The sequence below is a fragment of the Microbacterium jejuense genome, from assembly GCF_039544225.1.
In the GTDB taxonomy this organism is placed as follows: Bacteria; Actinomycetota; Actinomycetes; order Actinomycetales; family Microbacteriaceae; genus Microbacterium; species Microbacterium jejuense.
Map to the genome: position 1 here is coordinate 236734 of NZ_BAABLG010000002.1, position 20565 is coordinate 257298.

The following is a 20565-nucleotide window of genomic DNA, read 5'->3' on the forward strand; positions in this document are numbered from 1 at the left end:
GCCGGCCGGGGTCCCCGGTCACAGCGCCGGGTGCGGCATCCACTCGAACTAGACTCTCCTGGTGACTTCCGGCCGCCAGTCCTTCTACATCACGACGCCGATCTACTACCCGAGCGACGTGCCCCACATCGGCCACGGCTACACGACCGTGGCGGTCGACACGCTCGCGCGCTGGCACCGCCAGGCGGGCGATGACACCTGGATGCTCACGGGCACCGATGAGCACGGCCAGAAGATGCTGCGCGCCGCCTCGGCGAACGGCGTCACGCCGCAGGAGTGGGTCGACAAGCTCGTCACCGAGGCGTGGTTCCCGCTGCTGAAGACCCTCGACGTCGCCAACGACGACTTCATCCGCACGACGCAGCAGCGTCACGAGGAGCGGGTGCAGCAGTTCGTGCAGGCCATCTACGACCGCGGCTACATCTACGCCGGCGAGTACGAGGCGCTGTACTGCGTCGGGTGCGAGGAGTTCAAGCCCGAGTCCGAGATCGTCGACGGCACGGGCGCGTTCGAGGGCCTCAAGGTCTGCGCGATCCACTCCAAGCCGCTGGAGCTGCTGCAGGAGAAGAACTACTTCTTCAAGCTGAGCGAGTTCCAGGACAAGCTGCTGGAGCTGTACTCGACGGTTCCCGACTTCGTGCGTCCCGACTCGGCGCGCAACGAGGTCGTCTCGTTCGTCAAGAACGGCCTGAAGGACCTGTCGATCTCGCGGTCGGCGTTCGACTGGGGCATCACGGTGCCGTGGGACGAGCAGCACGTCATCTACGTGTGGGTCGACGCGCTCCTGAACTACGCCACCGCGATCGGCTACGGCACCGACCCTGAGGAGTTCGCGCGCCGCTGGCCCGCCTACCACGTGGTCGGCAAGGACATCCTGCGCTTCCACGCGGTCATCTGGCCGGCGATGCTGATGGCTGCGGGGCTGGAGGTGCCGCGCGGCGTCTTCGCGCACGGCTGGCTTCTCGTCGGCGGCGAGAAGATGTCGAAGTCGAAGCTCACCGGCATCGCGCCCACCGAGATCACCGACGTGTTCGGCTCGGACGCGTACCGGTTCTACTTCCTGTCGGCGATCGCCTTCGGCCAGGACGGCTCGTTCTCGTGGGAGGACCTGTCGGCCCGCTACCAGGCCGAGCTCGCCAACGGCTTCGGCAACCTCGCGTCGCGCACGACCGCGATGATCGAGAAGTACTTCTCTGGGCTCGTGCCGCCGCACGCCTTGTACGAGCCGCGCGACCTGCACATCCAGAAGACGGTGGCCGATGCCGCGGCCGCCGCCGATGCGGCGATCGAGCGCTTCCGCATCGACGAGGCGATCGCGTCGATCTGGACCATCGTCGACGCGCTGAACCTGTACATCACCGAGAACGAGCCGTGGGCGCTCGCCAGGGACGAGGCGCAGCGCGCCCGCCTCGGCACCGTGCTCTACACCGCCGCCGAGGGCCTGCGCGCGCTCGCGGTGCTGCTGTCGCCGGTGATGCCCGAGTCGACCGAGAAGCTGTGGATCGCGCTCGGCGCCGCCGAGTCGGTCGGCCGCCTGCAGGACCAGCCGCTGCGTGAGGCGGGCGCCTGGGGCGTCCTGAAGCCCGGCACGTCGGTCAACGGCCTCGCGCCGTTGTTCCCACGGGTCGAGCAGAACGCCTGATGACCTCGGTGCCCGAGCCCGCGGTGCCGTACCCGGCCGAGGCGGCAGATCCGTCGCAGTACGTCCGCACGCGCGAGAAGGGGGCGCGCGACGTCTCGTACCCGGACGCGCCCGAGCCGCTCGCGGTGCCGGTGTACGACAACCACGCCCACCTCGAGATCGAGGACGGCGTGGGCCTGTCGCTGGACGACCAGCTGTCGCGGGCCGAAGCCGTCGGCGTGGTCGGCGTCGTGCAGGCCGGTGGCGACATCGAGTCGAGCCGCTGGTCGGCGTGGGCTGCGGCATCCCATCCCCGCGTCCTCGCCGCCGTCGCGATCCACCCGAACGAGGCCCCCGCATACGCTGCGGCCGGACGACTGGACGAGGCGATCGGGGTCATCGACGAGCTGGCGGCACAGCCGCGCGTGCGCGCGATCGGCGAGACCGGGCTCGACTTCTTCCGCACCGACGACGACGGCCGGCCCGCGCAGTACGAGAGCTTCGAGGCGCACATCGCGCTCGCCAAGAAGCACGGCATCGCGATGCAGATCCACGACCGCGACGCGCACGACGCGGTGCTCGAGACCCTCGGGCGCGTCGGCGCCCCGGAGCGGACGGTGTTCCACTGCTTCTCGGGCGACGCAGACATGGCGCGCATCGCGGGGGAGCGCGGCTACTGGCTCTCGTTCGCGGGCAACGTGACGTTCAAGAACGCCCAGAACCTGCGCGATGCGCTCGCGGTGATCCCGCGGGACCGCATCCTCGTCGAGACGGACGCCCCCTTCCTGACGCCGACCCCGCACCGCGGCCGGCCCAACGCTCCGTACCTGATCCCGGTGACGGTGCGGTTCATGGCCGCCGAGCTGGGGGTCGACGTCGACGAGCTGTGCGCGCAGCTGGCCGCGAACACGCTGCAGGTGTACGGCCCGTTCGAGGACTAGGTTCGGTTCGTGGACGGTGAGCTGTGGGACGTGGTGGATGCCGCCGGCCGCCCGCTCGGGATCACTCATCGTCGCGGCGACCCGAACTTCGCGGCGGGGTGGTTCCACGTCGTGTCGTCGGTGTGCGCGGTGCGCGAGGACGGGCTCGTCCTGATCTCGCAGCGTGCCGCGGTGAAGGACTTCGCGCTGGACTGGGAGTTCGCGGCAGGGAGCGCTCTGACCGGAGAGACCAGCCGTGAGGCCGCCGTGCGCGAGCTGCGCGAAGAGACCGGGCTGCGCACGTCGGGCGACGCGCTCGTCTTCGTCGGTCGCTGCGTCGAGGCTGCCGCGCTGTTCGACGTGTACGTCGCGCACGGCGTCGATCCCGCGACGGTGCAGCTCGATCCGGACGAGGTCGCTGCGTCGGAGTGGGTGACGCTGGACGACGTGCGGGCGCGCTACCGAGCGGGCCTGTTCGCCGCGCCCTGGGTCGCGCGGTTCGATGCGCTGTGGCCTGCGCTGGTGGCCGCGGTGCGTGGAGGCGAGGCGGCCCGGTGACGTCGTTCGCGGCGTACGCCCCCGATGCCGGTGGCCGCCCGCCCGCGGCGATCTCGCTGCGACCGGCGACGAAGGGCGACATCGGGGGCATCCTGCGTCTCGAGGTGGTGTCGGGACGCGCCGCCGGGTCGGTCGGCAGCGCGGAGGGCTATCGGCGGGCGATCGCCGATCCGGACCGCTGTGTGCTGATCGCCGAGACCGTGGATGCGGGCCGGCGCCTGCTCGTCGGCTGGGCCAAGACCCATCACCTTGTCGAGGCTGTCGACCCGGCCCCGCCCGGGCACTACCTCGGCGGGATCACGGTCGACCCGGCCTGGCGGCGTCGCGGGATCGGCGCGGCGCTCACCGATGCCCGTCTGCAGTGGATCGCGGCGCGCGCGGCGACGGCGTCGTACGTGGTGAACGCGCGCAATCGCGCCTCGATCGACCTGCACCGTCGGTGGGGATTCGCCGAGGTGCTGCGTGCGCCGCGGCTGATGGGCGTCGAGTTCGAGGGCGGCGTCGGGCTCCTCATGCGCGCGGACCTCAGCGTGGTGCAGCCGGACTGAGGATTCGATGGATGCCGCGTCCGCCGGACGGCTTCGCTACGCGGCGTCGGGCTCCATGGCAGGGTCCTCCAGCACGGGCTTGGCGGCGGCGATGTTGCGGATCGGGCGCCACACCAGCGCCAGCGTGATCGCGGAGCCGGCGAACGCGAACCACCACGGCGCCGTGAGGCCCCAGGTCTGGGCGATGAGGCCGCCGAGCAGCTGGCCGATGACGAGTCCACCGAACACGCCGACCATGTTGACCGACGCGATGCGGCCCTGCAGCGAGATCGGCACCAGGCGCTGGCGCACCGTGGTCGAGATCGTGCCCCACACGAACGCGTACAGGCCGAACCCGAACATGATGATGAGGGCGACGACGCCGTTCGTCGTCAGCGCGAACGACAGGTGCATGAGCACCTCCAGCGACAGGCACACCCGCATGAGGGTCGAGAACGACACCTGCTTCTCGAGCCACCCGAAGCTGAAGATCGCGATGATCCCGCCGAGCGCCGAGGCCGTCGTGAGCGCGCCGTACCCGATCGCGCCCATGCCGAGGTGCTCGGTGGCGTAGAGCACCAGGACGCTCCACGGCGCCGCCCACGTGACGTTGAACACCAGGATGATGAGCACCAGCGTCCGCACCGGCGGGTTGTGGCGCAGCCACCGGAGTCCTTCGCGGATCGGATGCGGCTTGACCGGCGTGCCGTCTGCGCCCACGGTCGGCGCGCCGCCGGCCGCGGCATCCTTCTCGGGGATCGGGGTGTCCGAGATGCGCGAGATCAGCACGACCGCCAGCGCGACGCACAGGATCTGCAGCAGGAACGGCCAGAACGACCCGATCGCGAACAGGAACGCCCCCAGTGGCGGACCGGCGAGCTGGTTGGCGACGAGGTACCCGGCCTGCATGCGGGCATTGCCGATGCCGAGGTCGGCGGGACGCACCATCATGGGCAGCAGCGTGCTGCCGGCCGAGTCCGCGAAGACCTCGGCGATGCCGTACAGGAACGCGGTCGCCAGCACGATCCAGACCGTCGCGTGCCCGGTGACCAGGAACACCACGAGTCCGCCGACGATGACGGCGCGGATCCCGTTGGCGAGCATCACGAGGCGCCGACGGTCGTGGTGGTCCGCGACCGAGCCGGCGAGCAGGCCGAACAGCAGCCACGGCAGGAACTGCATCATCGCGCCGGAGGCGACGAGCACCGGCGACGAGGTCATCGAGGCGATGAGCAGCGGCGCCGCCGAGAGGGCGATCCCGTCACCGAGGTTGCTGGTCCACGACGAGGCCAGCAGCCACCGGAAATCCCGGCCCAGGCGGCGTGGTGCGATCAGTTCGCCGAGCGAGGGCATCCCAGCATCTTAGGCCGCGGTCCGTCAGCTCGTGGCGGGGGCGTCCTTGCGGTGGACGAACAGTGTCTCGGTCTGCTCGATGTCCATGCCCTTCGTCTCGGGCACGCGCCACAGGACGTAGACGAACGAGAGCGCCGCGAACAGCGCGTACATGCCGTACGTGAGCGGCAGCGACCAGGACGACATCGCCGGGAACGAGATCGTGATGAGGAAGTTCGCGAGCCACTGCGCGCCGGCGGCGACGCCGAGCGCCTTGCCGCGGATGCGGCTGGGGAAGATCTCGCCCAGCAGCACCCACACGAGCGGTCCCCACGACGCGCCGAATCCCACGACGAAGACGTTCGCCGCGACGAGCGCGATCGGGCCCCATGGGGCGGGGAGGGTGACGGCGCCGTCGGCATTCGTCTCGGAGAACACGAAGCACAGCGCCATCAGGCCGAGCGACACCGTCATCATCACCGAGCCGGTGAGGAGGATCGGCTTGCGGCCCACGCGGTCCACCAGGAAGATCGCGATGAGCGTCACCAGCACGTTCGTGATCGAGGTGACGACGCTGATGGTGAACGAGTCGCTCTCGTCGAACCCGACCGACTGCCACAGACTCGTCGAGTAGTAGAAGATCACGTTGATGCCGACGAACTGCTGGAACACCGACAGGATGATGCCGACCCACACGATGCGCTGAAGGCCCAGCACCGGCCCGCGGATCGACACGCCGGCGTTCTTGCGGTCGGCCTCGATGGCGTTCTGCAGCTCGCGGATCGTCTGGTCGAGGTCTGCCGGCGGCATGAGTCGCGCGAAGATGGCGCGGGCTTCGTCGCGGCGGCCCTTCGCGAGCAGGAACCGCGGCGACTCGGGCACCGTGAACGACAGGATGCCGTAGACCGCCGACGGGATGACTCCGACGAGGAACATCCACCGCCACGCCTCGAGCCCGAACCACAGCACGTTGTCGGCGCCGCCGGCGGCGTTCGCGAGCAGCGCGTCCGAGAGGAGCGCCGCGAAGATGCCGATCGTGATGGCGAGCTGCTGCAGCGAGGCCAGGCCGCCGCGGATCTGGCGCGGCGCGATCTCGGCGATGTAGGCCGGGGCGACGACCGACGCGATGCCGATGCCGAGACCGCCGACGACGCGCCACAGCGCGAGATCCCACGGCGAGAAGGCGAGGCCCGCGCCGATGGACGAGACGAAGAACATGATCGCGCCGAGGAACATCACCCTCAGGCGCCCCCACCGGTCCGACAGGTTGCCGGCGACGATGGCGCCCACCGCGCAGCCGAGCAGCGCGATCGCCACCACGAAGCCGGTGATGACGTCGTTGAGCGCGAAGTCCTTCGAGATCGAGTCGACGGCGCCGTTGATCACCGAGGAGTCGAAGCCGAACAGGAATCCGCCGACGGCGGCCGCGACCGACAGGCCGATCGCTCGACGGCCGTAGGGGCTGCGGAGCGAGAAGGCGTCCGCCGGGATCGAGCCGGTCGTGTTCATGTCCGTCACGCTAGCGGTCGACCGGGACCGGGGCGAGGGCTTGCGCGCGCGGGTCGGCATATGCCAGGGCTCGCGGTCCGGCAGGTGGATGCCGCGACCGCCGGCATCCCGTCGGTACTGTTGGAGGCATGCCCGTGACACTGCTGGGCGCGGCCGAGATCCGCGCGCTCGCCGCCGACCTCGACGTCACTCCGACCAAGAAGCTCGGGCAGAACTTCGTCGTCGACGCCAATACGGTCCGCAAGATCGTGCACGTCGCCGAGGTGCAGCCGGGCGATCGCGTGGTCGAGGTGGGGCCGGGACTCGGGTCGCTGACCCTCGCGATCCTCGAGGCCGGGGCATCCGTCACCGCCGTCGAGATCGATCACCGCCTCGCCGAGCGACTGCCGGCGACGGCGGCCGCGCACGGCGTCCAGGACGGCGCTCTGACGGTGGTCGACGCCGACGCGCTGCGGGTCACCGAACTGCCGGGCGAACCGGCGGTGCTCGTCGCGAACCTGCCGTACAACGTCAGCGTGCCGGTGCTGCTGCACTTCCTGGAGACCTTTCCGGGTCTTCAGCGCGGCGTCGTCATGGTGCAGGCCGAGGTCGGCGAGCGGCTGGCCGCCCCGCCCCGGTCGAAGACGTACGGCGCGCCGAGCGTCAAGGCGGCCTGGTACGGGCCGTGGCGCCTGGCGGGCACCGTGTCGCGCCAGGTCTTCTGGCCGGTGCCCAACGTCGACAGCGTGCTGGTCGGCTTCCGGCGCGACGCCGAGCCGCGCGGCGACGAGGAGCTGCGGGTCAAGACCTTCCGCATCGTCGACGCCGCGTTCCAGCAGCGGCGCAAGATGCTCCGGCAGGCGCTCTCGGGCGTCCTGGGCGGCACGGCGGCCGAGGCCTCCGCGGTCCTCGAGCGCGCCGGGGTCGCCCCGACGGCGCGCGGCGAGGAGCTCACCGTCGACGACTACGTGCGCATCGCCCAGGCCGCCGTCATATGACGTTCCGCGGCTGTTCACGCGCGTGAGGGCCGGATCCGACGAAACATGCCTGTAACATTTCGGGGTCCGCCGTCCTGTTCCAGGGCAGCTCGCCTCGCGGCGGACCGGAGTGACCGCCATGCGACCCGCCGAGCACCCTGCTCCTGAGCGAATCCTGCTGCACCTGAGCGACACCCATCTGCGTGCGGCCGCGACGCCCCGCCTCTTCGGCGCCGTGGACGGGGCCGTCCAGCTGGCGCGGACGCTCGGCGTCATCGAGGCCAGCGGCGTGCGCCCCGACGCCATCGTCTTCACCGGCGACCTCGTCGACCTCGGCGAGCCCGGGGCGTACGCGGATCTGCGGGCGCTCGTCGAGCCCGTCGCCGAGCGCCTGGGCGCGCGTCTGCTGTGGGTCATGGGCAATCACGATGAGCGGGGCGCGTTCCGCACCGCGCTGCTCGACGAGGCATCCGACCTCCGGCCGATCGACCGCGTGGACGAGCTCGACGGCCTGCGCGTGGTGACGATCGACACATCGGTCCCCGGCCATCACCACGGCGAACTGAGCGACCCGCAGTTGGAGTGGCTGACCGATGTGCTGTCGGCTCCCGCGCCGCTGGGCACGATCCTCGCGATGCACCACCCGCCGGTGCCGGCGGTGCTGCCGCTGGCCGCGAGCGTCGAGCTGCGCGACCAGCGACGGCTCGCGGCGGTGCTCCACGGCACCGACGTACGCGCGATCATCGCCGGCCACCTGCACTACTCGACGTTCGCCACCTTCGCCGGCATCCCCGTGTCGGTCGCGTCGTCCACCTGCTACACCCAGGATCTCACCGTGCCCGTGGGAGGCACGCGTCCGCAGGACGGGGCACAGGCGTTCAACCTCGTGCATGTCTACGGCGACACGGTCGTGCACTCGGTCGTGCCGGTCGAGGCGCCGCACCCGCTGGAGTACATCGAACCCGACGAGGCGCGCCGGCGCCTGCGCCAGGCGGGCGTGGTGCCCGTCACTGCCGGGCGGACGGATGCGCCGACCGAGCCGATTCCTCTGCTGCGCTGAGCTCGACGCGCTCCCACGGCGCCCGCACCGGGAACATGCGCTCCAGCGCCGAGCGGAGGCTGCGCACCCGCAGATCCTCCGGCACCTCGGCGTTGCCGCCGTCGTTGAGGCAGAACATGTCCACGTCGGTGCGCGCGGCGAGCTGCTCCAGGCGCCGCACGCCCGCGGCCAGCGTCGTCTGGACGTACCGCACCCGGGGTTCGCGCGTCGGGACCGCCCGCCCCGTCATGAGCGCGAAGTAGTGGTAGAGACTGTTGGTGACCGAGATGTCGGTGGCCGAGCGGAAGCGGGATGCCGCCGTCCGGGCGAAGTCGTCGGGCAGCGTCGCTTCGAGCTCGGCCATCACGCTCCGGCGCAGGGGCGTCGCGCAATGGTCGAGGTCGCGCACGATGGTCCGCCCGAAGCGCTCCTTCAGCAGCGCCCGGTTGACGCGCAGTCCGTTGTCGTGACCGCTGCGGTGCGGCGCCGCCGGGCCCGCTCCGATGCGCACGTCGCATTCGACGAATTTCGTGACCCCGGCCGCGGTGAAGAACATCTCCTGCCCGACCATCCGGCCGAAGAACATGTCGTCGTTGGAGTACAGGAAGTGCTCGGCGAGGCCCGGGATGCGGTGCAGTTGCGCCTCGATGGCGTGCGAGTTGTGGGTCGGAAGCACCGAGGGGTCGGCGAAGAACTCCTCGCTGCGCACGAGGGTGACCTTCGGGTGCTCCCGCAGCCAGGACGGCGCGGGGGAGTCGGTGGCGATGAAGATGCGGCGCACCCAGGGCGCATACATGTGGACGCTGCGCAGCGCGTAGCGCAGCTCGTCGACGTGGCGGTACCGGGCGGGCCCGTCGTCGCCGTCGCCCACCACGTACTCGGCCAGCTGGGCCGCACGGGCTCGCTGGAAGTCGCTCGAGGAGCCGTCCACCCACGAGAAGACGAGGTCCACCTCATCGGTGAACTCGTGCGGCTGCGGGTCGAACATGCCCTCGAGGGTGCGCCAGCAGCGCCCGTAGCGCTCCACGGCGGCGTACGCGATGTCGGCCGTCGGCGTCCGCCGCCGGGTGAGGGCGTTGTCGCGCGGCGCCTCGACGACGTCGTCCCCGAACCGCCAGAACTCCATCGCCACGCCGAGCCCCGCGCCGTAGCGCAGCGACCCGGTGCGGGTGATCCGCGGCCGGTAGACCCGGATCGCGGAGGGCACCGCCGCGAGCGGGGCGACGGCGCCCGCCAGGTCCGCGGCGGCGCCCTTTACCTTGACGTAGACCGGTTCGGTGTCGCACAGCGCCGCGAGGGCGGCCAGGGCCGCGGCATGGTCGTCGACGTCCACGGCGAGCGCCGGCACGGCGTGGTCGCGACGGATGAGGAGGACCTCGACGTCGGCGCGCTCGAGCGCATCCGCCACCAGCAGCAGATCCGCCGTGCGCGCCTCCTGCGGCGTGACGTCGTCATGCACGAGGTGCAGGATGCCGCCGTCCCACGCGATGTCGGGCCGCTCGAGCAGTCCGTTCCAGGTGTGGGCGGGCTGCGGAAGCGCGGTGAGTGCCACCATGAGTCCTCCTCCATCGCAGCGGATCTTCGCTCCGATGCCGTCACAGTAGGCCCGTCCCGTTACGGCGACGTTTCGCGGCGCACGCGCCGCTCGCCTGCGCTCGGACGCTCCGCGCCGATAGCCTGGACCGGTGACCGCAGACGACCGCTACCTGTCCCGCGGCGGAGACCTCCACCGCCCCTACACCGCCGCCGACGACCGCTACGTCGGCGCCGACTACCGACGAGTCGGCACGTCCGGCCTGACGCTGCCACCCGTGTCGCTCGGTCTGTGGTGGAACTTCGGCGACAACATCCCCTTCGACAACCAGCGCGCGCTGCTGCGTCACGCGTTCGACCGGGGCATCACGCACTTCGACCTCGCGAACAACTACGGCCCGCCGTACGGCACCGCCGAGACCAACTTCGGCCGCATGATGCGCGAGGACTTCGCGCCGTACCGGGACGAGCTCATCATCTCGTCGAAGGCCGGCTACGACATGTGGCACGGTCCCTACGGCAACGGCGGTTCGCGCAAGTACCTCATCGCCAGCGCCGAGCAGTCGCTGCAGCGCATGAGCATCGACTACGTCGACATCTTCTACTCGCACCGCGTCGACCCCGACGTGCCCGTGGAAGAGACGGTAGGCGCTCTCGACACGCTGGTGCGACAGGGCAAGGCGCTCTACGTCGGCATCTCGTCGTACAGCGCGGAGCGCACGGCAGCGGCGGCCGCCGTCGCCCGCTCGCTCGGCACGCCGCTGGTGATCCACCAGCCCGCGTACTCGATCCTCAACCGGTGGGTCGAGGACGGGCTGACCGGCGTCCTGAAGCAGGAGGGCATGGGCGCGATCGCGTTCACACCGCTCGCGCAGGGCCTGCTCACCGACAAGTACCTGTCGGGCGGCTCCGCCGAGCGCGCCCAGCAGCGCGGATCGCTCCCGAAGGGACCGCTCAGCGAGAACGGCCTCGCGACCCTCCGCGGACTCGACGTGATCGCCAAGGAGCGCGGCCAGACCCTCGCGCAGATGGCCATCCAGTGGGTGCTGCGCGACCCGGTGGTCGCCTCGGCGCTCATCGGCGCCTCGCGTCCCGCTCAGCTCGACGAGAACCTCAAGGCCCTCGAGGGCCCGGCGTTCACGACCGAGGAGCAGGAGCGCATCGACGCGCTGTCGGACGGCATCGACGTGGATCTCTGGGCGGAATCGGCGAACCGGTGAGTCAGGCCCTCGCCGCCGACGGCGTCCGCGTGCGTGCGCCGGGCAAGCTCAACCTCTTCTTCGAGGTCGGCGGCGTGCAGGACGACGGCTACCACGACGTCGCCTCGGCCTACCAGGCCGTGTCGCTGTTCGAGGATGTCTGGGCGACGCCGTCCGACGAGTTCACGGTCTCGATCTCGGGGACCGTGGACGTGTCGGGCGTGCCGGCCGACGACCGCAACCTCGCGGTGCGTGCGGCCCGGCTGGTCGCTCAGCGCATCGGGCACACGGGCGGCGTGCACCTCGACATCGTCAAGCACGTCCCGGTCGCCGGCGGCATGGGCGGGGGATCCGCGGATGCCGCAGCCGCCCTGGTCGCGTGCGACGCGCTGTGGGGCGCCGAGCTCGGCAGCGCCGAGCTGCACAAGCTCGCCGCGCGACTCGGAGCCGACGTGCCGTTCGCGTTGATGGGCGGCACCGCGATCGGCACCGGCCGCGGCGACCAGCTGAGTCCCGCGCTCGCGAAGGGCCGCTTCGACTGGGTGGTCGTGCCCTCGGACGCCGGCCTGTCGACGCCGGAGGTGTACGCGCATCTGGACGAGCTGCGCACGCGCCCCGACATCGGCGCGTCGGGCGCCGTGCCCGAGGTCGCCGCCCCCGTCCTGCACGCGCTGCGCGCCGGCGACCCGATCGCGCTCGCCGAGCACGCGCGCAACGACCTGCAGGTCGCCGCGCTGTCGCTGCGCCCCGAACTGCGCGAGGCGCTGGAGCTCGGCGAGGAGTCGGGGGCGCTCGCGGGCATGGTGTCGGGGTCCGGTCCTACACTGGCGTTCCTGGCGATCGACCCCGAGTCGGCGCTGGAGCTGCAGATCACGCTGTCGGCAGCGGGATACGAGGCCCTGCACGTGCACGGTCCCGTCGCCGGCGCCCGGGTGATGCCGGCCTAGGGCCGGCATCCCGGTTCCGGGTCTTCGAGAGGAACACGCATGAGCACGTCCGAGATCGCGCCCGCCGGTGCAGGGGAGTCCGACCGCGCGGCGTTCCGCGCCGGCCCCGTCGACGAGGAGTCCCGCGCGCGGCTCGCCGCCGGCGGGCTCGACTACCGGCGGGTCGCGGTCGCCGACGAGGAGTTCGCCTCGTGGCTGCAGGCCGTGGGTCGCGGCTTCCTCGACAGCGAGCGCAGCGAGGCGCAGATCGCGTCGATCCGCGAGCGCAGTGGCTACCGTCGCGTCACGGGCGTGTACGACCCCGAGGGCCCGATGCCGGAGGTGCCGGTCTCGACGATCGCGTCGTGGCTCGGCGACCTCGCGGTTCCCGGCGGCGCACTGATCCCGTCGTGCGCCATCTCGGCCGTCACCGTCGCGCCGACCCACCGGCGCCGGGGCATCGCCCGCGCGATGCTCGAGGGCGAGCTGCGCGCGGCACAGGCCGCCGGCATCCCGATGGCCATGCTGACGGTCAGCGAGTCGACGCTGTACGGCCGCTACGGCTTCGCGCCCGCCGCGCCGCGGGCGGGGTGGCGCATCGAGACCAAGCGCGCCGGCTGGATCGGCCCGCGGCCCGAGGGGCGCATCGACTTCATCCCGCGGGAGCGGGCGCGCGAGCTGCTGCCGGTGCTGCACGATCGTGTGCGGCACCTCACGGCCGGTGAGATCGACGTGCCCGGCTCACATTGGGACAACTTCGCCGGCACCACCCCGGTCGCCGAGAAGGCGGGCGAGAAGCGCGCTGTGCAGTACACCGACGCCGCGGGCGAGGTGCGCGGCGCCGCGATCTACGCGGTCCGCGAGAACCACGACGACTTCACGAAGTCCACAGTGTCGGTGCACTACCTGCTGGCCGAGAACGACGACGCGTACGCGGCGCTGTGGCGGTTCCTGCTCGAGCTCGACCTCGTCGCCGAGGTGACCTCGTACGAACTCGCCGTCGACGAGCCGCTGCTGTGGATGATCGCGGACCAGCGGGCCGCGAAGGTCAGCGTCGTCGACCACCAGTATGTGCGCGTCATCGACGTCGTCGCGGCACTCGAGAACCGCCGCTACGGCGCCGCAGGGCGCCTGGTGCTCGATGTCGCCGACCCGCTCGGCCTTGCGACCGGGCGCTACCTGCTCGAGGCCGCGGACGACGGCGCAGGTCGCGTCCGGCCGCTCGAGGACGACGAGGCCGTCGACGCGGTCACCGTCGTCCTGGGCATCGCCGAGCTGTCGGCGACCTACCTCGGCGGTGTGTCGCTGGCGACGCTGGTGCGCGCGGGCCGGGTGCAGGTGGCTCCCGGGGGCCCGGCATCCACCCATTCCGAGGCGGTGGCCGCGGCGAGTCGCGTGCTCGGGTGGCACACGGCGCCGCGGCTCAGCATCTGGTACTGACGAGCCTCAGCGGCGTCGGAAGATCCCGAACAACCCGCCGCCTGCCGCCGCTGACTCGTGGCCGGGGCAGCGCTGGGAGGCCGGAACGCCGGCCAGCGCCTCTTCGACGTGCTGGCCGCATCCGGCCCACGTCGCCTTGCCGCACGTGGAGCACGTGACCTGTCTGCACATGGGGTCTCCTTCCTGTCGGTGTCTCGCGGGCCGTCAGGCCAGCGCGAGGAAGAGCTTCTCGAGCTCGTCGGTGGTGAGGCCCTCGGCGTTCTCCGCGCCTTCGGGGTCGGCGATGCAGTCGCGCATCGCGGTCGAGACGATCGCGAAGCCGGCGCGATCCAGCGCACTCGTGACGGCGGCCAGCTGCGTGACGACGTCGCGGCACGAGGCATCGGACTCGACGGCGGCGATCACGCCGGCCAGCTGACCGTGCGCGCGCTTGAGCCGGTTGACGATGCGCTTGCGGGTCGCCGCCTGCTCGTCGGGGGTTCCGGTGATCATCATGCGAAGACTCCTTCAGGGGTGAGGACGCGGTCGATCTCGGCGCCGTACCAGTGGCGCAGTGTCTGGATGCCTCCCGACAGCGACGCCGAGTCGAAGCCGTTGTTCGCGAGGATGCGGTGCGCGATGTTCGAGCGCACGCCGGCCGCGCACAGGACGCGCACGGGGCGGCCGTCGGCGGCGTCGCGCACCTCGTCGAGTCGGTCGCGCAGCTGCGTATGCGGGATGTTGAGCGCGCCCGGGATGTGCCCGCCGGCGAACTCGGCCGCCGAGCGCACGTCCAGCACGAGCGCCTCCGCACGCACCTCGGCGAGGTCGGCGGCGTGCCACAGCGTCAGGCGGCCGGCGAGCACGTTCTCGGCGACCATGCCCACGAGGTTGACGGCGTCCTTCGCCTGGCCGTACGGCGGGGCGTAGCTGAGGTCGAGGTCGATGAGGTCCGGCGCGGTGAGGCCGGCGCGCATGGCCGTCGCGAGGACGTCGATGCGCTTGTCCACCCCGTCCGCGCCGACGGCCTGCGCGCCGAGCAGGCGTCCGTCGTCGCCGAGGTGCACGACGAGATGCATCGGCTCGGCACCGGGGAAGTAGCCCGCGTGCTGGTTCGGGTGCAGGTGCAGCGTGCGGTAGGCGATGCCGGCGGCCTCCAGCGCGGCGCGGTTCGCGCCGGTGAGTCCCGCGGTCAGCCGGCCCACGCGCACGATGGCCGTTCCGTACGACGCCGGCACAGGGCGCGCGTCGTCGATGCCGAAGATGTCGTCGGCGACCAGGCGCCCGGCGCGGTTCGCCGGGCCGGCGAGCGCGACGGGGACGACGGCGCCGGTCACGGCGGCGGCATGCGCTGTCGCGTCACCCGCGGCCCACACGCCGGGCGCCGAGGTGCGGCCGCGGTCATCCACGACGATCGCCCCGCGGAGGGTGTGGATGCCGGCGGCCTGGGCGAAGCGCGTGTCGGGGCTGACGCCCACTGACAGCACGATCAGGTCGGCGGCCAGGGCCGTGCCGTCGCCGAGGCGCACGGTGTCAGAGGCGTCGTCAGAGGCGATGCGGGTGGCGGCGACGTCGTCGTGCACGCGGATGCCGAGCCGGACGAGCTCGTCGCGCACGAGGGTCGCGAGCTCGCGCTCGAGCGGAGGGAGGACGTGCCCTGCGCGCTCGACGAGGTCGACTTCGAGTCCGGCGTGGCGCAGGGCCTCGGCGGCTTCGAGCCCGATGAACCCGGCGCCGAGCACGACGGCACGTCGGTCGCCCGCCGTCACACGCGCGCGCAGGGCGACGGCGTCCGCGACGGTGCGCAGCGTGTGCACGCGTGCCGAGTCGATGCCCTCGATCGGCGGACGCACGGCGGCGGCGCCCGGGGCGAGCACGAGTGCGTCGTACGAGAGCGTGTCGAGACCGTCGGGAGCCTGCACCGTCACGGTGCGCGCGGTGGCGTCGACGGCGATGACCTCATGGCGGGTGCGGACGTCGAGGTTCATGGCCGCCCGCAGCGACGCCGTCGTGTGGACGAGGAGGGAGGAGGCATCCGCGATCTCGCCGCTCACGTGGTACGGCAGGCCGCAGTTCGCGAACGACACCTCGTCGCCGCGTTCGAGCACGATGATCTCGGCGGTCTCGTCATGGCGGCGGGCTCTGGCGGCCGCACTCATCCCGGCGGCCACTCCGCCCACGATCACGATCCTCATATCACTCCCTCCGGTACCCCCGGGGGTATCCTTCGATGTCGCTCGACGATACCCCAGGGGGTATTGGCATCCAAATCGGCGACCGGTGACGCGCGCCGCGTCACCTAGCCTGGAAGCGACATGGCACATCTTCTGGGGGCCGAGGCCCTGCACCTGGAGTTCCCGACCAAGGTCGTCTTCGACCGCGTGTCGCTCGGCATCGACGAGGGCGACCGCATCGGCGTCGTCGGCCGCAACGGCGACGGCAAGTCGAGTCTGCTCGCGATGCTCGCGGGGCGGCTCGAGCCCGACGGCGGCCGCGTCACGGTGCGCGGCGGCGTCCGCGTCGGCGTGCTCGACCAGTCCGACACCCTCGACGATGCGCTGACGATCCGCGAGGCGGTGGTGGGGGACCGTCCCGAACACGAGTGGGCGGGCGACGCGCGCACGCGCGACGTCATCGCCGGCCTGCTCGGCGATCTCGCGTGGGACGGCCCGATCGCGGGTCTGTCGGGGGGCCAGCGCCGCCGCGTCTCCCTCGCGGCGCTCCTCGTCGGCGACGACGACGTGATCTTCCTCGACGAGCCCACGAACCACCTCGACGTCGAGGCGATCGCGTGGCTCGCCGACCACGTCAAGCGGCGCTGGCCCGCCAATCAGGGCGGACTGCTGGTCGTGACCCACGACCGCTGGTTCCTCGACGAGGTGTGCAACACCACGTGGGAGGTCCACGACCGCATCGTCGAGCCCTTCGAGGGCGGCTACGCGGCCTACATCCTGCAGCGCGTCGAACGCGACCGCCAGGCGGCCGTCATCGAGCAGCGTCGACAGAACCTCGCGCGCAAGGAGCTCGCGTGGCTGCGCCGCGGCGCGCCCGCCCGCACATCGAAGCCGAAGTTCCGCATCGACGCCGCGAACGTGCTGATCGCCGACGTGCCCGAGATCCGCGACGCGACCGAGCTGCGCTCCCTCGCCGTCTCACGGCTCGGCAAGGACGTCGTCGACCTTCTCGACGCCGCGGTGTCGTACGACGGCCGCGAGGTGCTGCACCCTGTCGAGTGGCGCATCGCGCCGGGGGAGCGCACGGGCATCCTCGGTGTGAACGGCGCCGGCAAGTCGACCCTGCTGGGCCTCGTCGCAGGCGACGTCGAGCCCACCGCGGGACGCGTCAAGCGCGGCAAGACGGTCAAGGTCGCGACGCTCACGCAGCGTCTCGACGAACTCGAGGAGCACCTCGACGATCCGGTGCGCGTCGTCATCTCGCGCCTGCGCACGACCTACACGTTCGGCAGCGGCTCGAAGGCGCAGGAGCTCACACCGGGCCAGCTGCTGGAGAGCATGGGCTTCCAGAGCGCACAGCTCTCGACACCGGTCAAGGACCTGTCGGGCGGACAGAAGCGTCGCCTGCAGCTGCTGCTGATCCTCCTCGAGCAGCCCAACGTGCTGATCCTCGACGAGCCCACGAACGACCTCGACACCGACATGCTGGCCGCCATCGAGGATCTGCTCGACTCGTGGCCGGGGACGCTCCTCGTCGTGTCGCACGACCGCTACTTCATCGAACGCGTCACCGACCAGCAGTACGCGATCCTCGACGGCCACCTGCGTCACCTGCCCGGCGGCGTCGACGAGTATCTGCGGCTGCGAGCCCGCTCGCTCGCCGAGAAGACCGAGAGCTCCGTGGATGCCGGGGCCCCGGCATCCACGTCTCCCTCGCTGTCGGGAGCCGAGCTGCGGGCCGCGCAGAAGGAGGTCTCCGCGCTCGAACGGCGCCTGGAGAAGCTCGAGGCGCAGATCGCCGGCGCCCGCACCGCGCTCGCCGACCACGACCAGTCCGACTACGTCGGTCTCGGGGCCGAGATGTCGCGCATCGCCGACCTGGAGAAGGAGCGCGACCAGGTCGAGGAGCGCTGGTTCGAGCTCACCGAGCAGATCGGCTGACGCCACCGTGACGGTGCGTGCGGTGTGCTGGGACTGGAACGGCACGCTGCTCGACGACGTCGCACGGTGTCTGCGGGTGATGAACCGGATGCTGGCCGACTTCGGTCGTCCCGGGATCGTGGATACCGGCGCCTATCGTGCGCTGTTCCGGTTTCCGCTGGAGCGGTTCTATGCCGATGCCGGCATAGGCCCGGGGGAGTACCGCGCGGCCGTCGACCGGTACCTCGGACTGCTCGAAGCCGACGTGTCGGACGTGCCGCTGCACCCGGGCGCGCGAGAGACGATCGAGGCGCTGCGGTCGCGCGGTGTCTCGCAGGTGCTCGCCTCGGCGACGCAGGGTCCGCTGCTGGAGGCGCAGTTGCGACCCCACCGGCTCGCGCCCGAGTTCGATGCGATCCTCAGCATCACCGACCCGCATCGGGCGTCGAAGCGCGACGTCATCACGACGTGGCTGCGCGCGACCGGTTACGACGGCGACGTGCTGCTCATCGGGGACACGAACCACGACCACGAGATCGCCGTCGAGCTCGGCACGCGCTTCGTCCACTTCGAGGGCGGCCACCAGGCGCTGCCGCCCGACGTCGACGCGGTGCGCATCGGCTCGCTTGCCGAACTGGAGACGGTGCTCGACGGCTGATGGCTACGCGCGTGCCCAGGTGATCTCGTCGAGGGCGGCGCGGTCGCGGCTCGTGCCGGGAGAGGTGAGCTCGCCCGGGGCGTGGGCGGCGACGCCGAAGGCGGTCATCGAGGTGACCTCCCAGTGTGCCGGCACCGCGAACTCGGCGGCGACGGCCGCACGGTCGAAGGCCCGGAACTGGTGGGCGTGCAGACCCATCGACAGACCCTGCACGCTCATGTACGCGACGGCCTGTCCGAGGTCGTAGCGCGAGAACTCCGAGTACTCCCACTCCGGTGCACCTTCGACGCCGACGTGCGCGAGGTTGACGATGAGCAGCGACGCGGTGGGCGCCCACACCGACGAGCTCCGCGCCAGGTGCGGCAGGATGCGGGCGTGCACGGCATCGCCGCGCACGCCCGCGACGAACATCCACGGCTGCGAGTTGCCCGCCGACGGGGCACGGCGGGCGGCATCCAGCAGTACGTCGAGCTGGGCGGACGAGATCGTGGCAGAGGTGTCGAACAGCACCGGGCTGAAGCGGCTGCGGAGGGCGGGGAGCAGCTCCGCGGGCGGTTCGGTCACGGTCTCATCCTGGAGCATCGGCGTGACGCGAGGGGCGACTTCTTACACTTTGCCCTTGCGCTAAGTGTTGGCCGTGGCGCATACTTTCATCTATGGCTAAGCATGGAGCTCTCGACGACGTCCTCGTCGCGCTCGCCGACCCGACACGGCGCGCCGTGATCCGGCGCCTCGGCGAGGGGCCGGCCAGCGTGAGCGAGCTGGCCCGCCCGTTCGCGATCACGCTGCCGTCGTTCCTCAAGCACGTGCGGATGCTGGAGTCGTCCGGGCTCGTGCGCACGGCCAAGTCGGGCCGTGTGCGCATGTGCACGCTCGACCGTGAGCGGCTCTCGCTCGTCGACGGCTGGCTGGACGAGCAGCGTCGCGTGTGGGACGAGCGCACCGACCGCCTCGCCGCCTTCGTCGCCGGATCCGCTGAGATTCTCGAATCCAAGGAGCAGTCATGACCGACCTCGACCCCCGGCTCGACCTCACCCTCGACCGGGTGATCCGCGCTCCGCGCGAGGTCGTGTGGCAGGCGTGGACCGACCCCGCCCAGCTGGCGCAGTGGTGGGTGCCCGCGCCGACGGTCGCGCGCATCGAGCAGCTGGACGTCCGTCCCGGCGGCGCGTTCGTCACCAGCCTGAGCGACGACGGGGCGGCGTTCGTGCCGCATACCGACGCGGTGTTCCTCGTCGTCGACGACGGTGCCCGGATCGTGTTCTCGAACGCGATCGACAGCACCTGGCATCCCGCATCGCCCGAGCCTGTCGCGATGACCGCCGAGATCGTGTTCGACGAGCATCCCGACGGCACCGACTACCGCGTGGTCGTGCGCCACGCCGACCCGGCGACGCGGGATCGCCACGAGCAGCTCGGCTTCTTCGACGGGTGGGGCTCGGTCACCGAGGCGCTGGCGGCCCTTGCCGAGTCACGCGCACGTTGAGTCGCCGGTGAAGCCTCACGCCGTCGAGTGTGCCTGCTGGGCGCGCACGGGATGAGGCGACCAGGCGTAGACGTGGCTCGATGCGAGAGCGAGCCAGAGCAGGCCCGCGAGAACGGAGATCCACAGGAGGAGCACGCCCAGGGGAATCGTCGCGAAGGCGGCTCCGCCGAAGAAGCCGACGAGGACGATCACGCCGAGGACCGTCGCCCCGACGGCGCGTGGGCGTGCACCTACGCTGCGGCACCACCCTGCGTAGGCGAACGCGGCCGCCGCCAGGGCGGCGAAGCCCAGCGCGCCGAAGACGAGGTGGAGGATTCCGCTCAATGAAGCGGTGCCGCCGGCCGATCCTGGCGGGAAGCCCGCCACCGGGTCGGGTGGGAAGATCGCGCTCAGGATGAGGCAGATCCCGTACGCGCCGACCAGCATGGCGATGGCGAGTCCGCGCCCGCTGCGGATCGCGCGCAGGAAGCCCCACGCCGCCGCGAGGACCATGAGTGCGGTGAGGATCAGGTTCAGCCGCTGCATCCATCCCCACTCGCCCAGCATGAGAAGCGACAGCGCATGCTCGGACAGCCGGAAGCCTGGCCGCGTGAGCGCGAGCGTCAGGCCGACCACGATGTAGAACGGGCCGGCGACGACGCCCCAGCCCAACAGGCTGCGGGTGACCGCGGCTCTTCGATCGAATCCGGCGGGTTCTATCGACATCATCAGACTCCTGCACTTCTGAGTGCATTAGTGCACTGTTGGGTAGAGTAGATGTGTTGGACGTTGCGCCGCAAGAGGGGGGC

The 20565-nt window shown here is 71.4% G+C and carries 21 protein-coding genes; 13 read left to right on the plus strand and 8 right to left on the minus strand.

What is annotated here, in order from left to right; genetic code table 11:
* Positions 1–61 precede the first annotated feature (61 nt).
* Genes metG through ABEA46_RS03440 form a run of 4 tightly spaced genes read left to right on the plus strand, consistent with a single transcriptional unit; the run spans position 62 to position 3647 of the window.
* On the plus strand, positions 62–1642 hold the full coding sequence (gene metG, locus ABEA46_RS03425; protein WP_345542953.1) for a methionine--tRNA ligase: 1581 nt from the start codon (positions 62–64) through the stop codon (positions 1640–1642).
* Positions 1642–2562: a TatD family hydrolase gene (locus tag ABEA46_RS03430; RefSeq protein ID WP_345542954.1), complete on the plus strand. Its 921-nt coding sequence runs from the start codon at positions 1642–1644 to the stop codon at positions 2560–2562. Before metG ends, ABEA46_RS03430 begins: the two co-directional genes overlap by 1 nt.
* Before the next feature lie 9 nt (positions 2563–2571).
* Positions 2572–3099: an NUDIX hydrolase gene (locus ABEA46_RS03435; protein ID WP_345542955.1), complete on the plus strand. Its 528-nt coding sequence runs from the start codon at positions 2572–2574 to the stop codon at positions 3097–3099.
* On the plus strand, positions 3096–3647 hold the full coding sequence (locus tag ABEA46_RS03440) for a GNAT family N-acetyltransferase (RefSeq protein WP_345542956.1): 552 nt from the start codon (positions 3096–3098) through the stop codon (positions 3645–3647). The genes ABEA46_RS03435 and ABEA46_RS03440 overlap by 4 nt, the downstream gene beginning before the upstream one ends.
* Before the next feature lie 36 nt (positions 3648–3683).
* On the opposite strand, the gene ABEA46_RS03445 is transcribed toward ABEA46_RS03440, so the two are convergent.
* Together ABEA46_RS03445 and ABEA46_RS03450 are read right to left on the minus strand one after the other, a co-directional pair.
* A complete protein-coding gene (locus ABEA46_RS03445) occupies positions 3684–4979 on the minus strand; it encodes an MFS transporter (RefSeq protein ID WP_345542957.1) in 1296 nt (431 codons plus the stop codon).
* A gap of 24 nt (positions 4980–5003) precedes the next feature.
* Positions 5004–6467 (minus strand): sugar porter family MFS transporter, encoded by a 1464-nt coding sequence (locus ABEA46_RS03450; RefSeq protein ID WP_345542958.1) that lies wholly within the window; start codon positions 6465–6467, stop codon positions 5004–5006.
* A 128-nt stretch (positions 6468–6595) separates the two neighbouring features.
* Between ABEA46_RS03450 and rsmA the strand changes: the two genes are divergently transcribed.
* Both rsmA and ABEA46_RS03460 read left to right on the plus strand, forming a co-directional pair.
* Entirely contained in the window at positions 6596–7444 is an 849-nt protein-coding gene (gene rsmA / locus ABEA46_RS03455) for a 16S rRNA (adenine(1518)-N(6)/adenine(1519)-N(6))-dimethyltransferase RsmA (RefSeq protein WP_345542959.1), read from the plus strand.
* A gap of 118 nt (positions 7445–7562) precedes the next feature.
* Positions 7563–8483, plus strand: coding sequence for a phosphodiesterase (locus ABEA46_RS03460; protein WP_345543111.1), 921 nt, complete (start codon positions 7563–7565; stop codon positions 8481–8483).
* Here ABEA46_RS03460 and ABEA46_RS03465 read toward each other — a convergent pair.
* Positions 8431–10017, minus strand: a complete 1587-nt coding sequence (locus ABEA46_RS03465) for a stealth conserved region 3 domain-containing protein (RefSeq protein WP_345542960.1) — start codon at positions 10015–10017, stop codon at positions 8431–8433. The two genes, ABEA46_RS03460 and ABEA46_RS03465, sit on opposite strands and share 53 nt — an antisense overlap.
* Positions 10018–10147: 130 nt before the next feature.
* Here ABEA46_RS03465 and ABEA46_RS03470 point away from each other — a divergent pair, with 130 nt between their 5' ends.
* From ABEA46_RS03470 to ABEA46_RS03480, 3 genes are read left to right on the plus strand one after another with little or no spacing between them, the layout of a single operon-like run.
* Positions 10148–11215: an aldo/keto reductase gene (locus ABEA46_RS03470; RefSeq protein ID WP_345542961.1), complete on the plus strand. Its 1068-nt coding sequence runs from the start codon at positions 10148–10150 to the stop codon at positions 11213–11215.
* Positions 11212–12141: a 4-(cytidine 5'-diphospho)-2-C-methyl-D-erythritol kinase gene (locus ABEA46_RS03475; RefSeq protein ID WP_345542962.1), complete on the plus strand. Its 930-nt coding sequence runs from the start codon at positions 11212–11214 to the stop codon at positions 12139–12141. The genes ABEA46_RS03470 and ABEA46_RS03475 overlap by 4 nt, the downstream gene beginning before the upstream one ends.
* A gap of 39 nt (positions 12142–12180) precedes the next feature.
* The gene (locus tag ABEA46_RS03480) at positions 12181–13560 is read left to right on the plus strand and encodes a GNAT family N-acetyltransferase (RefSeq protein ID WP_345542963.1); all 1380 of its coding nucleotides are present in this window, start codon (positions 12181–12183) and stop codon (positions 13558–13560) included.
* A 6-nt stretch (positions 13561–13566) separates the two neighbouring features.
* Here ABEA46_RS03480 and ABEA46_RS03485 read toward each other — a convergent pair whose 3' ends face one another.
* Genes ABEA46_RS03485 through ABEA46_RS03495 form a run of 3 tightly spaced genes read right to left on the minus strand, consistent with a single transcriptional unit; the run spans position 13567 to position 15734 of the window.
* Positions 13567–13731: a hypothetical protein gene (locus tag ABEA46_RS03485; protein WP_345542964.1), complete on the minus strand. Its 165-nt coding sequence runs from the start codon at positions 13729–13731 to the stop codon at positions 13567–13569.
* Positions 13732–13764: 33 nt separating this feature from the next.
* A complete protein-coding gene (locus ABEA46_RS03490) occupies positions 13765–14052 on the minus strand; it encodes a metal-sensitive transcriptional regulator (RefSeq protein ID WP_425563152.1) in 288 nt (95 codons plus the stop codon).
* Positions 14052–15734 carry an FAD-dependent oxidoreductase gene (locus ABEA46_RS03495; RefSeq protein WP_345542966.1) on the minus strand — a complete coding sequence of 561 codons (1683 nt, stop codon included), beginning with the start codon at positions 15732–15734 and terminating at the stop codon, positions 14052–14054. The genes ABEA46_RS03490 and ABEA46_RS03495 overlap by 1 nt, the downstream gene beginning before the upstream one ends.
* 120 nt (positions 15735–15854) lie before the next feature.
* On the opposite strand from ABEA46_RS03495, the gene ABEA46_RS03500 reads away from it, so the two are divergent.
* Both ABEA46_RS03500 and ABEA46_RS03505 read left to right on the plus strand, forming a co-directional pair.
* On the plus strand, positions 15855–17654 hold the full coding sequence (locus ABEA46_RS03500) for an ABC-F family ATP-binding cassette domain-containing protein (protein WP_345542967.1): 1800 nt from the start codon (positions 15855–15857) through the stop codon (positions 17652–17654).
* 7 nt (positions 17655–17661) lie between these two features.
* Positions 17662–18291 (plus strand): HAD family hydrolase, encoded by a 630-nt coding sequence (locus ABEA46_RS03505; protein ID WP_345542968.1) that lies wholly within the window; start codon positions 17662–17664, stop codon positions 18289–18291.
* Positions 18292–18294: 3 nt separating this feature from the next.
* Here ABEA46_RS03505 and ABEA46_RS03510 read toward each other — a convergent pair whose 3' ends face one another.
* Positions 18295–18855 (minus strand): nitroreductase family protein, encoded by a 561-nt coding sequence (locus ABEA46_RS03510; protein ID WP_345542969.1) that lies wholly within the window; start codon positions 18853–18855, stop codon positions 18295–18297.
* A 92-nt stretch (positions 18856–18947) separates the two neighbouring features.
* Here ABEA46_RS03510 and ABEA46_RS03515 point away from each other — a divergent pair, with 92 nt between their 5' ends.
* Both ABEA46_RS03515 and ABEA46_RS03520 read left to right on the plus strand, forming a co-directional pair.
* Complete coding sequence (locus tag ABEA46_RS03515) at positions 18948–19298, plus strand: ArsR/SmtB family transcription factor (RefSeq protein ID WP_345542970.1); 351 nt, start codon at positions 18948–18950, stop codon at positions 19296–19298.
* Positions 19295–19777: an SRPBCC domain-containing protein gene (locus ABEA46_RS03520; protein WP_345542971.1), complete on the plus strand. Its 483-nt coding sequence runs from the start codon at positions 19295–19297 to the stop codon at positions 19775–19777. The genes ABEA46_RS03515 and ABEA46_RS03520 overlap by 4 nt, the downstream gene beginning before the upstream one ends.
* 15 nt (positions 19778–19792) lie before the next feature.
* Here ABEA46_RS03520 and ABEA46_RS03525 read toward each other — a convergent pair whose 3' ends face one another.
* Positions 19793–20482: a DUF998 domain-containing protein gene (locus tag ABEA46_RS03525; RefSeq protein WP_345542972.1), complete on the minus strand. Its 690-nt coding sequence runs from the start codon at positions 20480–20482 to the stop codon at positions 19793–19795.
* Positions 20483–20565: the final 83 nt, after the last annotated feature.